Raw genomic sequence first — 14133 nt, forward strand, 5'->3', positions numbered from 1 at the left:
ATCAGGAGCACACGTGCGCACTCTCACTCTCATCGGCCGTGTCGTCACGGCGGGATCCCTGGCCCTGGGCCTGGGCACGGTCGCCATGGCGCAAGGCGGCGGCGCCTATCCGAGCAAGCCGATCCGCCTGGTCGTTCCCTACCCGCCGGGCGGCGCCACCGACGTGGCCGCGCGCATGCTGAGCCCGCGCCTGCAGGAGGAGCTGGGCCAGACCGTCCTGGTCGAGAACCGCCCCGGTGCCGGCGGCAACATCGCCATGATCAACGTGGCGCAGAGCGCCCCCGACGGCTACACGCTGGCGGTCACGCTCACGGGCATGCTGTCGATCAACCCCGTCATCTACAAGAAGGCCGGCTTCCAGGCGTCGGACTTCGTGCCCGTGGCGCGCGTGTCGCTCGCGCCGCTGCTGCTGGTGGTGCCCGAGAAGTCGCCGTACAAGAACGTGCAGGAGCTGCTGGCCGCGGGCAAGAAGGCCGGCAAGGGCGGCCTGCCCTACGGATCGGCCGGCGCGGGCGGGCTGTCGCACCTGGCGTCGGAAGCCTTCAATGCCAACGCCGACAGCAACTTCACGCACGTGCCCTACAAGGGCGGCGCGCCGCTGGTGCAGGCGCTGATGGCCAACGAGGTGACCTGGGGCCTGCTGGGCACGGGCGACGTGCGCGGCTTCATCCAGTCGGGCAAGCTCAAGGCCATCGGGCAGCTGCGCAACGGCCGCTCCGAACTGTGGCCCGACGTGCCGACGCTCACCGAGCAGGGCGTGCCCGGCGGCGTGGACTTCGATGTGTGGTTCGGCGTGGTGGCGCCCGCCAAGACGCCCGCACCGGTGGTCAAGCTGCTCGGCGAGAAGATCGCCAAGATCACCGCCGAGCCGGCGTTCCGCAAGCGGCTCAATGACCTGGGCGGCGTGGCGCCGGCAACAGGCAACACGCCCGAAGCCTTTGCCGATGTGCTCAAGCGCGAACTGGCCATCCTGCCGAAGGCGGCGCAGGAAGCGGGCCTGCAGCTCGACTGAGCCGGTTCGCTTTTATGGCTTTGGCAGCGCGTACGCGATCACATGGTCGCCCGTGCGCGTGCCCAGCGAGCCGTGGCCGCCTGCGGCCACCACCACGTACTGGCGGCCGTCGCTGCCGCGGTAGGTCATCGGCGTGGCCTGTCCGCCGGCGGGCAAACGGCTGCGCCAGAGTTCCTTGCCGTTGCCGACGTCGTAGCCGCGCACGAACTGGTCGAGCGTGCCTGAGAGAAAGGCCACGCCGCCCGCCGTCATGACCGGGCCGCCGAGGTTCGGCACGCCCATCGCGAAGGGCAGCGGCAGCGGCGAGCTGTCGCGCACGGTGCCGTTCTTGTGTTTCCACACGACCTGGCCGGTGCGCAGGTCGGCGGCGGCCACGTGGCCCCACGGCGGCGCCTGGCAGGGCAGGCCGAACACCGAGGTGAACGCGCTGAGCTTCACCGCGAAGGGCGCGCCGAAGTTCTCGTTGAGCGCGGGCAGGCTGTCGTTGGGGCGGTTCTTTCCCTGCACGTACGGCGTGGTGTCGTCGGCGCGCGGCACGAGCTTCGACACGAAGGCCAGCGAGGTCGGCGTGGCGAAGGCGATCTGCCGCTGCGGATCGACCGCGAGGCCGCCCCAGTTGAAGACGCCGAAGTTGCCCGGGTAGATCAGCGAGCCCTGCGTCGACGGCGGCGTGTAGCGGCCTTCGTAGCGCAGCCGGTGGAACGCGATGCGGCAGGCCAGCTGGTCGAAGACCGTGCCGCCCCACATGTCGGCCGGCGTGAGCGCGGGCGGATCGAACGACAGGCCCGACACCGGCTGCGTCGGCGCGGTGCGGTCGCCTGCGGCTGCGCCCTGCGGCGCGGGCCGTTCGGTCACCGGCACGATCGGTTGGCCGTTGCGGCGGTCGAGCACGAAGAGCTCGCCCTGCTTGGTCGGCTGCACGAGCGCGGGAATGGTCTCGCTGCCCACGCGCAGGTCGATGAGGCTCGGCTGCGACGGCACGTCGTAGTCCCACAGGTCGTGGTGCACGGTCTGGAAATTCCAGCGCACGCGGCCGCTCGCCAGGTCGAGCGCCACCACCGACGACGAGTAGCGCTCGGCGCCCTCGGTGCGCTTGCCGCCCCACTGGTCGGGCGGCTGATTGCCCGTGGGCACGTAGACCAGGCCCAGCGCCTCGTCCACGCTCGAGATCGACCAGCTGTTGGGCGAGTTGGCGCTGTAGGTGCGGTCGGGCGCGATGGGCGCGGTGTCGTCGGGGTTGCCCGAATCCCAGTTCCACACCAGCGCGCCGGTGTTCACGTCGAAGGCGCGGATCACGCCCGAGGCTTCCTTCGTCGAGACGTTGTCGAGCACGGTGCCGCCCACGATGAGCAGCGAGCGCGTCACGACGACGGGCGAGGTCGAGTAATACGAGCCCGGGTTCACGTTGGGCATGTTCTTCCACAGGTCGATCTGCCCCGTGCCGTTGCCGAAGGCCATGCAGGGCTTGCCGTTCTCGGGGTTGAGCGCGAGCACGCGGCCGTCGGCGGTGGGCATGAAGAGCTTGGCGCTGCAGTCGCCCGCGGGTGCCGGCGAGGGCGACGGCGCGGGTGATGGCGCAGGCGGCTGCGCCGCGCTGCCCGCGTGGTACGAGAGCCCGCGGCAGGTCAGGTGCTGCAGCGCGAGCGGGCGCTTGATCTCCGGCGTGTAGCGCCACAGCTGCGCGCCCGTGGTCGCGTCGAGCGCCACCACCGACTGGTGCGGCGTGCACAAAAAGAGCCGCTCGCCGATCTTCAGCGGCGTGACCTCGAAGGTCGTCTCTTCCGGATCGCCGGGCTGGCCGCGCACGTCGCCGGTGCGGAAGTGCCACGCCTCCTCGAGCTGCCCCACATTGGCCGGCGTGATCTGGTCGAGCGCCGAGTAGCGCTGGCCGAAACCGGTGCCGCCGTAGGCGGTCCACTCATCCGTGGGCGGTGGCGGGTGGGCGGCTGCGTTGCTGGTTGCATTGCTCGATGCATCGGGCAGCGGCGCGATGCCTTCGATGCGGCCGGGCTCGCGCGTCCACGAAACCACCGCGGCCACGAGGAAGGCCGCAAGCACGCCGCCGAGCACGGCGCGCGTGGGCCCGATGCCCGTGGCATCGCGGCGCGCCAGCGCACGCGCCACCCACGGCGAGAGCAGGAACAGGCCGAGCACGAAGAACACATCGCCGCGCGCGGCCAGCGGCCACCAGTCGAAGCCCACCTCCCACAGCGACCACACCAGCGTCAGCAGCACCACCGCCGCATAGACCAGCAGGCCGATGCCGCCGCCGCGCTTCAGCAGCCACGCCGACGCGATGAGTCCGAGCCCCGCGACAAGGTAGTACCACGAGCCGCCGAGCGCGATGAGCCACGCGCCCGCAGCGGCGAGCACCAGGCCGGCGAGGCCGAGCACCACGGCCGTGACGACCAGCAAGGGAGACGCCGACGACACCCCGGCAGGCTGCGTGAATTGGGCGGAAGAACGCGTCATGGCTGGAGCTCCCCTGGGACGGAAGCCTTACCGTAGACCAACGCCCGCGCCACGCGCGTAGGCCGATGGCTCAGACGACGGTGGCAAGACCTTGTGCGGCGCGCGCGCGCCGTGTGCGGGCGTCGGGCTGCAGCGGCCTTAAGTATTCGTGCAGCGCCAGCGCCGCCGCGCCCACCGCGGGCGCGAGCGCTTCGTAGCGCGCGGTGCGCAGATCGGGCGCGGGCATGCCGGCGCGCTCGGCATAGCCCTTCACGGCGTCGAACGCGGTCTGCACGAACGCGGGATGCTCCGCGCAGACCTTGCCCCCGAGCACGATCGCGCGCGGGTTGAAGGTGACCCACAGGTTCTGCAGCAGCACGCCGAAGAACGCGGCGGCACGCGCCATGTCGGCGCCCTCGCGCGCCAGCACGCGCGAGCCGAAGAAGGCCTCGGCGCAGCCGTGCCGTCCGCACGAGCACAGCGGTCCGTCGAGCTGCAGGATGGTGTGGCCGATCTCGCCGGCCATGCCTTGCGCGCCGGTGAAGAGGCGGTCGTTCAGCACCACGCCGGCGCCCACGCCGACATCGCTGCTGACGAAGATCAGCGGGTCTTCGCCCTCGCCCGCCGCGAACTCGTACTCGCCGAGCGCCGCCGCATCGGCGTCGTTCTGCAGCTGCACGGTGACGCCCGGCAGGCCGGCCGCGGCCAGCGCCTTTTCGAGCGCAGGCAGCAGGTTCACGTTGCGCCAACCGAGGTTGGGCGCGAAGCGGACCACGCCCGTGCAGTCGTCCACCGCGCCCGGCACGCACACGCCGATGCTCGACAGGCGCAGGCCGCGCCGGTCGAGGTGCGCATGCCCCGCAGCCGCCATGCGCGCGAGCTGCGCACACACGCGACCGGGCTCGCCGTCGTCCAGCGGCTGGGCTTCCGCATGCAGCACCTCGCCCTGCAACGAGACGCACACGAGGCGCAATGTTTCGACGGCGATCTCCACGCCCATCAGCGCGCGCACGCCGACGTTGATCTGCAGCGGCGTGGACGGCCGACCGAGCCCGTCGGCCACGGCCGCGCCCGATTCGCTGAGCCAGCCTTCGTCGAGCAGCTCGCGCACCAGCAGGCTCACGGTCGATTTGGTGAGGCCGCTTTCGCTCGCGAGCCGCGCGCGCGACAAGCCCGGCTGCGCGCGCAGCAACCGCAGCAGCACGCTGCGGTTCATGCGCTTCAACAGCGGCTGGTCGCCGATCGTTTTCATGCCGATGCAGTGGCTGCGGTGGCTGCGTGATGCGCCTGCTCCCGCCCCTCGGGCCGCTTGCCGGCAATGATCATCCCGAGCACTTCGTCCTCGGTGACATCGGCCGTGCGGTAGGTGCCCACGAGCTTGCCGTTCTTCATCACCGCGAGCCGATCGCTCAGCGAGAACACGTCGGGCATGTCGTGCGTGATCAGGAAGATGCCGACGCCGTCGTCCTTCAGCTGCTTCACGAGGCGTCCGACCATCGCCGTCTCTTCGGGGCCCAGCGCGGCGCAGGGCTCGTCCATGATGAGGATGCGCGCGTTGAAGTACAGCGCACGTGAAATCGCCACCACCTGCCGCTGCCCGCCCGACAGGCGCCGCACGGGGATGCGGATGTTGGTGAAGTTCTTGTTCAGGCGCTGGAACACCTTGCGCGCCTGCACTTCCATGAAGTGGTCGTCGAGCGTGTTCCACGCCGTCATCTTCTCGCGGCCGAGAAAGAGGTTGGCCACCGAATCGAGGTTGTCGGCCAGCGCAAGCGTCTGGTAGATGGTCTCGATGCCCTGCGCCTGCGCTTCGGCGGGCGTGCGGATGTGGACCTTCTCGCCCGCGATGAGTGTGTCGCCCGAATCGATCGGGTAGGCGCCCGCGAGCATCTTCATGAGCGTGGACTTGCCCGCGCCGTTGTGGCCCAGCAGCGCGACCACTTCGCCGGGGTAGAGGTTGATGCTCACGCCGTCCACGGCCTTCACGCCGCCGAAGGCCTTGCGGATCTCGCGCAGCTCGACCAGGGGTTTCGTGTTGTCGATGTCGGCCATGTCAGTTCTCCCCGAACTTGCGGCGGTAGAGCACGTCGAAGACGACGGCCACGATCAGCACCTGGCCGATGATCACCATGCGTTTGCCGATGGGCACGTCGAGCAGCAGCATGCCGCTGTCGAGCGATTGCATGATGAGCGCGCCCAGCACCGAGCCGAAGATCGAGCCGCTGCCGCCCGCGAGCGCCGTGCCGCCAATGACGGCCGCCGCGATCACGTACAGCTCCATGCCGGTGCCCAGCGAGTTGGTGCCCGCATTGAGCCGCGCGATCGACACGATGGCCGCAATGGTCACCAGCACCGCCAGCAGCGCGAACAACATGAGCGTGACGCGCTTGACCGGAATGCCCACCAGCGCCGCCGCGTCGGGGTTGCCGCCCATCGCGAACACGTAGCGCCCGAAGCGCGTGCGGTGCACGATGAACGACAGCACGATCGCCACCACGGCCCAGATCAGCACCGGAATCGGAATGCCCTGCGGCTCGCTCTTCGACGAGATCTGGTAGCTGTTCATCACCCAGGCGAAGCCGGCCACCACCGCCACCGGCACCGCCGTGAGCAGCACGTCGAGCCACAGCGCCTCGGTCGGCATGTCGTGGCGCTGGCGCGCGCGGCGTTTTTGCACCATGCGCCCGAACAGCACCAGCGCCACGAAGGCCGCAAGCACCCAGCTGGCGGTGACGCCGATGCCGCCGTCGTAGCCGCCGCCCAGTCGCTGGAAGAACTCGTCGTTCACCGGCTGCGTCTTGCCGTCGGCCACGAGAAATGCCGCGCCGCGGAACGACATCAGCCCGCCCAGCGTGACCACGAACGAGGGCACGCCCAGCACCGCCGTGAGCCAGCCCTGGTAGATCGACACCAGCAGCGCCACCGCGAGCCCCGCGAGGCAGGCCGTGGGCCACGACCAGCCCGAGGTGTATTGCAGGTACGCGATGAGCACGCCGACGAAGCCCATCACCGAACCCACCGACAGGTCGATGTGGCGCGCCACGATGACCAGCACCATCACCGTGGAAACGATGCCGACCACGGCCGTCTGCTGCGCGACGTTGTAGAGGTTCTCGGGCGACAGGAACACGCCGCCCGACATGACGCTGAACGCCACCGCCATCGCGGCCAGCAGCACGCACATCAGGATCAGGCGCAGGTCGACGCCGGTGCGGCGCCACCAGCCGGGTGTTGGATCGCTCATTTCTTGAACCCCCTCAGGATTTCAGGTGCGCAACCGGCCGCCGCCAGACCCTCGCGGGTCCGCCGGAAGCCATGTTGCGAGGAGATGGATCGACGCGGTCAGCCGTTCAGAAGAAGGCCGAACGCGTCGTGGGTGGCTGCGTTACTTGCAGGCCGCCGGTGCGTTCGCACCCGGGACGCCCTTGCAGAGCTCGTCCTTCTTGATCCAGCCGGCTTTCACGACGACGTCGAGGTTGTCGCGCGTGATGGGCACCGGCGTGAGCAGGCGCGAGGAAAGCGCGACCTTCTTCGGGCCCGAGTTCCACTGCGCGGCCTTCTCGACCGGCTTGCCCTGCGACAGTGCGATGGCGGCGGAGGCAGCTTCGCGGCCGAGCTCGCGCGAGTCCTTGAAGATGGTGGCCGTCTGCGTGCCGAGCGCGATGCGGTTGAGCGCCGCAAAGTCGGCGTCCTGGCCCGACACCGGAATGCCGCGCAGGCCCTTGGCCGTGAGCGCCGCGACCGCGCCGCCGGCCGTGCCGTCGTTGGCCGCCACCACCGCGTCGACCTTGTTGCCGTTCTTGGTGAGGATCTGCTCCATGTTCTTCTGCGCGACCTCGGGCTTCCAGCCTTCGGTGTACTCGTCGCCGACGATCTTGATGTCGCCCTTCTTGATCGAAGGCTCGAGCACCTCCTGCTGGCCCGCGCGCAGGAAGTCGGCGTTCGGGTCGCTCGGCGAGCCCTTGATGATCACGTAGTTGCCCTTGGGCTTGACCTTGAGCACCTCGCGCGCCTCCATGCGCCCGACCTCGACGTTGTCGAAGGTGATGTAGAACACGCCGGGCGCCTCGATCAGCCGGTCGTACGCCACCACCGGCACCTTCTGCCGCGTGGCCTTGGTCACGGCGGGCAGGATCGCGTCCTTGTCCATCGCCAGCACGATGAGCGCCTTCGCGCCCTTCGACATCAGCCCTTCGATGTCGCCCAGCTGCTTCTCGGGCGAACCGCCCGCGTCGGCGCTGATGTACTTCGCGCCGAGCTTTTCGAGCTGCGCCTTGATCGCGGCCTCGTCGGTCTTCCAGCGCTCTTCCTGGAAGTTGGACCAGCTCACGCCGACCACGGTCTGCGCCATCGCGCCCACGGCCGTGAGACCGAACGCCATGGCGGCCAGGGTGTGTTTCGTTGTCAGTTGCATCGGTGTCTCTCCTGAACGGTTTGCCGAGCGTGTGCTGGCGTGCCGAGGTAGTTAGTTTGAGTGGCGAACTAACTATCCCATTCCCGCCACGCGATGGGCACCCGGGAATTCCCGAGCGGAAGAAAGCGCACGCACGGGGATCGGAACGCATGCACGTCGGTGAGCCGCAGGCCACGGAAAACTCTGGGGACAGTTTCCGGACAAGCCCCCTGTTATCCACAGCGGGAGCGACCGCGCCCAAGTTGTTCCTTTTTTGATAGCACCACGGAAGCACAGGCGCACACAGTGTCTCGGGTGCCGCAACTCGTTGTCAGGCAAGGGAAAAAGCGGCCTGTCCACAGGGCGGGTTTACCCTTATCTACTACTACTAACTTAAATAAGAAGAATAAATAGAGAAGAGAGCGGGAAGCCCGCGCCCGAAAAAGAGGCCGGGCGAGGGGTCGAAGGGTTAGCCCGGTAGGTCGAAGCCGTCTCGGTTGATACGATTTTTCTCAAAGCGCCGATTCCCACGGCGTTGGAGACAAGATGGACCCGAGCAACCCACTCAGCGCCGGCGAGGCGCTGTACCGCGTCATGGTGCGCATCCGCGCCTTCGAGAATGCCGCCGAAACCGCCAGCCAGGGCGGGGTCAGTGCTTACGGCCAGCAGGCGGGCGGCGCCGCCAAGGTGCGCGGGCCACTGCACCTGTCGACCGGGCAAGAGGCCGTGCCGGCCGGCGTGTGCGCCCACCTGCGCACGAGCGACTACCTCACCTCCACGCACCGCGGCCACGGCCACACGCTGGCCAAGGGCGCGGACCTCACGCGGATGATGTGCGAGCTGTTCGGCAAGGCCACGGGCTTCAACGGCGGCAAGGGCGGCTCGATGCACATCGCGGACTTCTCGGTCGGCATGCTCGGCGCCAACGGCGTGGTGGCGGCGGGCTTGCCGATCGCCGTCGGCGCGGCGCATGCGCAAAAACTCTTGAAGCAAGGCGACGACATCACGGTCTGTTTTTTTGGTGACGGCGCGATCAACCGCGGCCCGTTCCTCGAAGCGCTGAACTGGGCCCGCGTGTACGACCTGCCCGTGCTCTTCGTCTGCGAAGACAACCGCTGGAGCGCGACCACCGCGAGCGGCCCGATGACGGCCGGTGACGGCGCTTCGGCGCGCGCTGCATCCATGGACATCGCGGCCACACAGGTCGACGGCAACGACGTGTTCGCGGTGCACGAAGCCGCCGCGCGTCTGGTGACCGAGGTGCGCAGCGGCGCGGGGCCGCGCCTGCTGCACGCGCTCACCTACCGCGTGAAGGGCCATGTGTCGGTCGACCTCGCGGCGTACCGCGACCCGGCCGAGCTGGCCGCCGCACTGGAGACCGACCCGATCGCGCGCGCCCGCGGCCACCTGCTCGACACCGGCGTGACCGCCGCGACGCTCGACGCCATCGAGAACGCCGCGCGCGACGAGGTGGACACCGCCCTCGCCGTGGCCGACGCGGCGCCCTGGCCCGAGGCCGGCGCCGCTTTCACCGACGTGCAGACCACGGGAGCAGGCCAATGGCTGTGACGACGACGCTGAGTTATTCCGAAGCCGCCGTGCGCGCGCTGCAGCAGGAGATGGACGCCGACCCGCGCGTGGTCGTGCTCGGCGAGGACGTGGGCCGCGGTGGCATCTTCGGCCAGTACAAGGGGCTGCAGCAGCAGTACGGCGCCGAGCGCGTGATCGACACGCCGATCAGCGAGGCCGCGATCATGGGCGCCGGCGTGGGCATGGCGCTCGCGGGGCTGCGCCCCGTGGTCGAGATGCGCGTGGTCGACTTCGCGCTGTGCGGCATGGACGAACTGGTGAACCAGGCCGCAAAAAACCGTTTCATGTTCGGCGGCCAGGGCCGCGTGCCGCTGGTGGCGCGCATGCCGGGCGGCATCTGGGACGCGTCGGCGGCGCAGCATTCGCAGTCGCTCGAGGCCTGGTTCGCGCACCTGCCGGGCGTGGTGGTGGTGAGCCCGTCGACGCCGCAGGACAACCACGGCCTGCTGCGCGCGGCGCTGCAGTGCGGCGACCCGGTGGTCTACATCGAGCACAAGACGCTGTGGGGCCTGCGCGGCGAGGTGGACGACACGCTGGTCGTGCCGCTGGGCAAGGCGGCGCGCGTGCGCGAAGGCAATGCGCTCACGCTCGTGAGCTGGAGCAAGCAGATGCAGCCCTGCGCCGCAGCCTGCGACGCGCTGGCGGCCGAGGGCATCGCGGTCGACCTGATCGACCTGCGCACGCTGTGGCCCTGGGACCGCGAAACGGTGCTGTCGTCGTGCGCGCGCACAGGGCGGCTGCTGGTGGTGCACGAGGCGGTGCAGGCCGCGGGCTTCGGCGCCGAGATCGCCGCGAGCGCGGCCGAGTCCACGGGCTGCCGCGTCGCGCGGCTGGGCGCGCCGCGCATTCCGGTCGGCTATGCGCCGGTGCTGGAGGCGCAGTCGCGCGTCGGTGTGGATGCGATCGTGGCGGCGGCGAAGAAGCTGACCGGCTGACACGCCAGAACCAGAACACGAACGGCCATGGACCCGCTCTTCTTCAAGCTGGTGCGGGTGGTCAACCTCACGGCGCGGCCGTTCCATGAGCGCGTGGGGCGCGAGCACCAGCTCACGCTGAACGAATGGCGCACGCTGGCCGTGCTCGCCACGCAGCCGGGGCTCACGGGCGCGCAGGTGGCCGACCTGACCGGCCTGGACAAGATGGCCGTGAGCCGCGCGCTGGCGGGCCTGAAGCGGCACAAGCGCGTGCAGCGTCGCGGCGACCCGACCGACCAGCGCTGCAGCCGGCTCTACCTCACGGCCGCCGGCAAGGCGCTGCACGCGACGGTCGGCGCGCTGGGCCGGCAGCGCGAGGCCGAGCTGTTCGCGGGCGTCGATGCCAGCGAGCTGGCCCGGCTGAGCGACACGCTCGACACGCTGATCCGCGCCGTGGAGCGTGCGCCCGGCCCTGGCGCGGCCGATCAGACCGTGTAGCCGCCGTCCACGCTCAGGTTGGCGCCGGTGACGAAGCCGCCGTCCGGGCCCACGAGGTAGGCGACCATGCCGGCGATTTCTTCGCCGCGGCCGTGGCGCGGCAGCGCCATCACGTCGTGCATCGAGGCAGCGCGCGGGCCGGTGGCAGGGTTCATGGCGGTGTCGATGGGGCCGGGCTGCACGTTGTTCACCGTGATGCCGCGCGGGCCGAGGTCACGCGCCAGGCCGCGCGTGAGGCCGACGATAGCGGCCTTGCTCATGGCGTAGACGCTGGCGCCCGCGTCGAACACGCGCTCGGCGTTGACGCTGCCGATGTTGACGATGCGACCCGTGCCGTCGCCCATGTGGCGCGCGGCGGCCTGGACGGCCACGAAGGTGGCGCGCACGTTGACGTCGATGGTGCGGTCGAAGTCGTCGAGCGAGAAGGTGTCGAGGTCGCCGCCGAGGTACACGCCGGCGTTGTTCACGAGGATGTCGAGGCGCTCGAAGGCGCGTGCGCCCTGGGCAATGGCCGCCGTCAGCGCGGCGGCGTCGCCGGCGTCGGCACGGATGGCGAGTGCGCGGCCGCCCGCGGCCTGGATCTCGCCGGCGAGCTTGTCGGCCTCGGCTTGGGCGCTGACGTAGGTGAAGGCCACGGCCGCGCCGTCGCGCGCCAGCCGGCGCACGATGGCGGCGCCGATGCCGCGCGAACCGCCGGTGACGAAGGCGACCTTGCCGGCCAGGACGGGGGAAGACGACGAAGAGGACACAGAGGTGGAAGCCATGATTTTTCCGATCAGTTGGAGGAAGAAGGCCTTCAGTGTCGGAATTCCATTCCCTTTGCGGTAGCCATCAATCGGCCCGATCAGATTCAACCCAAAGTTGAAGATGAGCGCCAGAATCGCGGCATGGAACCGCTCAATCACCTCGAATCCTTCGTGCAGAGCGCCGAGGGCGGCAGCTTCTCGGCGGCCGCGCGGCGCCTGGGGCTGACGCCGGCGGCGGTCAGCAAGAACGTGGCGCGGCTCGAGGCGCGGTTGGGCGTGCGGCTGTTCCAGCGCAGCACGCGGCGGCTCACGCTGACCGAGGCCGGCGAGCGCTTCCTGGCGCAGGTCGGCGGCGCGCTGGCCACGCTGCAGGACGCGGTGGCCGGCCTCGCGCAGGACGACGGCCAGCCGTCGGGCACGCTCAAGGTGAGCATGGGCCAGGCCTTCGGGCGCGAGCATGTGCTGCCGTTCATGGGCGACTTTCTGGCGCGCTACCCGGGCATCGTGCCCGACTGGCATTTCGACAACCAGCAGGTCGACCTGATCGGCGAGGGCTTCGACGCGGCCATCGGCGGCGGCATCGCGCTGTCGCCTGGCGTGGTGGCGCGCGAACTGGCGCGCATCCACGTGGTCGCCGTGGCGTCGCCGGCCTACCTGGCGGGGCGCGCGCTGCCCGCGCATCCGGGCGAGCTGGCGCACTTCGACGTGCTGCTGCGCCGCTCCTCGCCCACGGGCCGGCTGCGGCCGTGGACGCTGCGGCATGCGAGCGGCGAAGAAACCATGGTCGAGTTGCCGCAGCGCCCGCGCGCGATCTTCAACGACCCCGAGGCGATCGCGCAGGCGGCGCTCTTGGGGTTTGGCGTGGCGATGCTGCCGATGCCTTTCGTGGAACGCGGCCTGCGCAGCGGCGCGCTCGTGCGGCTGCTGCCCGAGTGGTACCAGGATTCGGGCGCCGTGTGGATCTACTACCCAAGCAAGAAGCTGCTGCCGCCCAAGACGCGGGTGTTCGTCGACTTCGTGCTCGCGCGCTTTCGCGAGGCGCGCTTCTCGCAGCGGATGCAGGTGGGTTGAGCGGCGATGGCCCTCACAGGCCGGGGTTTTTACCCGCGACGCCTGCCGCGCCCCCCTGTACAAAGGCGCGCATGACTTTTACCTCTCGCTCTTCTTCCGTCTCTTCATCCACCCGCCGCTTCGCACTGGTCGCCACGGCGGCGGCCACGCTTGCGCTGCTGGGCGGCGCCGCGCACGCGCAAGGCACGTGGCCGACCAAGCCGGTGCGCATCGTCGTGCCCTTCGCGGCCGGCGGCACCACCGACATCCTGGCGCGCGCGGTGGCGCCTGAGCTGTCGAAGGCCTTCGGCCAGCAGTTCATCGTGGACAACCGCGCGGGCGCCGGCGGCAACGTGGGCGCCGAGCTCGTGGCGCGCGCGCCCAACGACGGCTACACGCTGCTGATGGGCACGGTGGGCACGCACGGCATCAACCGCGCGCTGTACCCCAAGCTGCCCTTCGACCCGATCAAGGACTTCGCGCCCGTCACGCTGGTGGCCGCGGTGCCGAACGTGATGGAGATGAACGCCGAAACAGCCAAGAAACTGAACATCCGCAACGTGCAGGATTTCATCAAGTACGCGAAGGCGAATCCCGGCAAGCTGAACATGGCATCGAGCGGCAGCGGCACCTCGATCCATTTGGCGGGCGAACTCTTCAAGAGCATGACCGGCACCTTCATGGCCCACATTCCGTACAAGGGCTCGGGCCCGGCGCTGCTGGACATGGTGGGCGGCAACGCCGACGTGATGTTCGACAACCTGCCCTCGTCGATGGCGCAGATCAAGGGCGGCAAGCTCACGGCGCTGGCCGTGACCAGTTCGCAGCGCTCGCCCGCGCTGCCCGATGTGCCGACGGTGGAAGAAGCCGGCGGCCCCGCGCTCAAGGGCTACGAGGCGAGCTCATGGTTCGGGTTGCTGGCACCGGCCGGCACCTCGCCCGAGATCGTGAACCGCATCCAGCAGGAAGTGGCGAAGTCGCTGGGCACGCCGGCGATCAAGGAAAAAATGCTGGCCCAGGGCGCGATCCCGAGCGGCAATTCGCCGGCAGACTTCACGAAGCTCATCGCGAGTGAGCACGTGAAGTGGGCGAAGGTCGTCAAAGAGTCCGGCGCAAAGGTGGACTGATCACGAGCCGGGGCGGCTCAGGTCCCCCAGGTCACATCCTTGCTCTCGGCCTGTGAGTCCTTGAGCATGTGCAGCAGCGGCGCGGCGCGCTGGTGCAGGCCGACATGCTGTTTCTCGGCGTCGGCATCGTGGCCTTCCACGGCGTGGTCGTCGTGGTTGTGCACGGCGGGCTTGGTGCTTTCACGGGCCAGTGCGGCCTCGAGGGCGGCAATGGCGGACGGAATCTGCTCGACCGTGATGATGCCCTGCGGCGCGGCCGGCTTGCCGACGATGTCGAGCAGTTGCCGCGCATGCACCTCGAGCATCACGAAGTCAGGCGCGGCCCGGGATTTGAAGCGGTAGAGCATGGTGT

The 14133-nt window shown here is 69.7% G+C and carries 13 protein-coding genes; 6 read left to right on the plus strand and 7 right to left on the minus strand.

Annotation, left to right across the window (positions count from 1 at the left end; genetic code table 11):
* Positions 1–13 precede the first annotated feature (13 nt).
* The gene (locus RZE79_RS28870; RefSeq protein ID WP_319357860.1) at positions 14–1012 is read left to right on the plus strand and encodes a tripartite tricarboxylate transporter substrate binding protein; all 999 of its coding nucleotides are present in this window, start codon (positions 14–16) and stop codon (positions 1010–1012) included.
* A gap of 12 nt (positions 1013–1024) precedes the next feature.
* Here RZE79_RS28870 and RZE79_RS28875 read toward each other — a convergent pair whose 3' ends face one another.
* From RZE79_RS28875 to xylF, 5 genes are all read right to left on the minus strand, one after another.
* The gene (locus tag RZE79_RS28875) at positions 1025–3484 is read right to left on the minus strand and encodes a glucose/quinate/shikimate family membrane-bound PQQ-dependent dehydrogenase (protein ID WP_319357861.1); all 2460 of its coding nucleotides are present in this window, start codon (positions 3482–3484) and stop codon (positions 1025–1027) included.
* 70 nt (positions 3485–3554) lie between these two features.
* Positions 3555–4715, minus strand: coding sequence for an ROK family transcriptional regulator (locus RZE79_RS28880; RefSeq protein ID WP_319357862.1), 1161 nt, complete (start codon positions 4713–4715; stop codon positions 3555–3557).
* A complete protein-coding gene (locus RZE79_RS28885) occupies positions 4712–5515 on the minus strand; it encodes an ATP-binding cassette domain-containing protein (protein WP_319357863.1) in 804 nt (267 codons plus the stop codon). The genes RZE79_RS28880 and RZE79_RS28885 overlap by 4 nt, the downstream gene beginning before the upstream one ends.
* 1 nt (position 5516) lies before the next feature.
* Entirely contained in the window at positions 5517–6707 is a 1191-nt protein-coding gene (locus RZE79_RS28890; RefSeq protein ID WP_319357864.1) for an ABC transporter permease, read from the minus strand.
* Between the two features lie 141 nt (positions 6708–6848).
* On the minus strand, positions 6849–7871 hold the full coding sequence (xylF, locus tag RZE79_RS28895) for a D-xylose ABC transporter substrate-binding protein (RefSeq protein WP_373696583.1): 1023 nt from the start codon (positions 7869–7871) through the stop codon (positions 6849–6851).
* A 531-nt stretch (positions 7872–8402) separates the two neighbouring features.
* Between xylF and RZE79_RS28900 the strand changes: the two genes are divergently transcribed.
* From RZE79_RS28900 to RZE79_RS28910, 3 genes are read left to right on the plus strand one after another with little or no spacing between them, the layout of a single operon-like run.
* Positions 8403–9425, plus strand: coding sequence for a thiamine pyrophosphate-dependent dehydrogenase E1 component subunit alpha (locus RZE79_RS28900; protein WP_319357865.1), 1023 nt, complete (start codon positions 8403–8405; stop codon positions 9423–9425).
* A complete protein-coding gene (locus tag RZE79_RS28905; RefSeq protein WP_319357866.1) occupies positions 9416–10381 on the plus strand; it encodes a transketolase C-terminal domain-containing protein in 966 nt (321 codons plus the stop codon). Before RZE79_RS28900 ends, RZE79_RS28905 begins: the two co-directional genes overlap by 10 nt.
* Positions 10382–10408: 27 nt before the next feature.
* A complete protein-coding gene (locus RZE79_RS28910; RefSeq protein ID WP_319357867.1) occupies positions 10409–10858 on the plus strand; it encodes a MarR family winged helix-turn-helix transcriptional regulator in 450 nt (149 codons plus the stop codon).
* On the opposite strand, the gene RZE79_RS28915 is transcribed toward RZE79_RS28910, so the two are convergent.
* Positions 10846–11622, minus strand: a complete 777-nt coding sequence (locus RZE79_RS28915; protein ID WP_319357868.1) for an SDR family oxidoreductase — start codon at positions 11620–11622, stop codon at positions 10846–10848. The genes RZE79_RS28910 and RZE79_RS28915 overlap by 13 nt on opposite strands.
* Positions 11623–11745: 123 nt before the next feature.
* Between RZE79_RS28915 and RZE79_RS28920 the strand changes: the two genes are divergently transcribed.
* Positions 11746–12675: a LysR family transcriptional regulator gene (locus RZE79_RS28920; protein WP_319357869.1), complete on the plus strand. Its 930-nt coding sequence runs from the start codon at positions 11746–11748 to the stop codon at positions 12673–12675.
* Between the two features lie 71 nt (positions 12676–12746).
* Positions 12747–13781 carry a tripartite tricarboxylate transporter substrate binding protein gene (locus RZE79_RS28925; RefSeq protein WP_319357870.1) on the plus strand — a complete coding sequence of 345 codons (1035 nt, stop codon included), beginning with the start codon at positions 12747–12749 and terminating at the stop codon, positions 13779–13781.
* Positions 13782–13798: 17 nt separating this feature from the next.
* Here RZE79_RS28925 and RZE79_RS28930 read toward each other — a convergent pair whose 3' ends face one another.
* On the minus strand, positions 13799–14128 hold the full coding sequence (locus RZE79_RS28930; RefSeq protein WP_319357871.1) for a DUF1840 domain-containing protein: 330 nt from the start codon (positions 14126–14128) through the stop codon (positions 13799–13801).
* Between the last annotated feature and the right edge of the window lie 5 nt (positions 14129–14133).

Source organism: Variovorax sp. EBFNA2, assembly GCF_033802765.1.
Lineage (GTDB): Bacteria > Pseudomonadota > Gammaproteobacteria > Burkholderiales > Burkholderiaceae_C > Variovorax > Variovorax paradoxus_H.

Excerpts from the sequence above, each read along its gene's own strand:
- RZE79_RS28875 (WP_319357861.1), bottom strand. The coding sequence starts at position 3,484 with ATGACGCGTTCTTCCGCCCAATTCACGCAGCCTGCCGGGGTGTCGTCG.
- RZE79_RS28880 (WP_319357862.1), bottom strand. The coding sequence starts at position 4,715 with ATGAAAACGATCGGCGACCAGCCGCTGTTGAAGCGCATGAACCGCAGC.
- RZE79_RS28885 (WP_319357863.1), bottom strand. The coding sequence starts at position 5,515 with ATGGCCGACATCGACAACACGAAACCCCTGGTCGAGCTGCGCGAGATC.
- RZE79_RS28890 (WP_319357864.1), bottom strand. The coding sequence starts at position 6,707 with ATGAGCGATCCAACACCCGGCTGGTGGCGCCGCACCGGCGTCGACCTG.
- RZE79_RS28900 (WP_319357865.1), top strand. The coding sequence starts at position 8,403 with ATGGACCCGAGCAACCCACTCAGCGCCGGCGAGGCGCTGTACCGCGTC.
- RZE79_RS28905 (WP_319357866.1), top strand. The coding sequence starts at position 9,416 with ATGGCTGTGACGACGACGCTGAGTTATTCCGAAGCCGCCGTGCGCGCG.
- RZE79_RS28910 (WP_319357867.1), top strand. The coding sequence starts at position 10,409 with ATGGACCCGCTCTTCTTCAAGCTGGTGCGGGTGGTCAACCTCACGGCG.
- RZE79_RS28915 (WP_319357868.1), bottom strand. The coding sequence starts at position 11,622 with ATGGCTTCCACCTCTGTGTCCTCTTCGTCGTCTTCCCCCGTCCTGGCC.
- RZE79_RS28920 (WP_319357869.1), top strand. The coding sequence starts at position 11,746 with ATGGAACCGCTCAATCACCTCGAATCCTTCGTGCAGAGCGCCGAGGGC.
- RZE79_RS28925 (WP_319357870.1), top strand. The coding sequence starts at position 12,747 with ATGACTTTTACCTCTCGCTCTTCTTCCGTCTCTTCATCCACCCGCCGC.
- RZE79_RS28930 (WP_319357871.1), bottom strand. The coding sequence starts at position 14,128 with ATGCTCTACCGCTTCAAATCCCGGGCCGCGCCTGACTTCGTGATGCTC.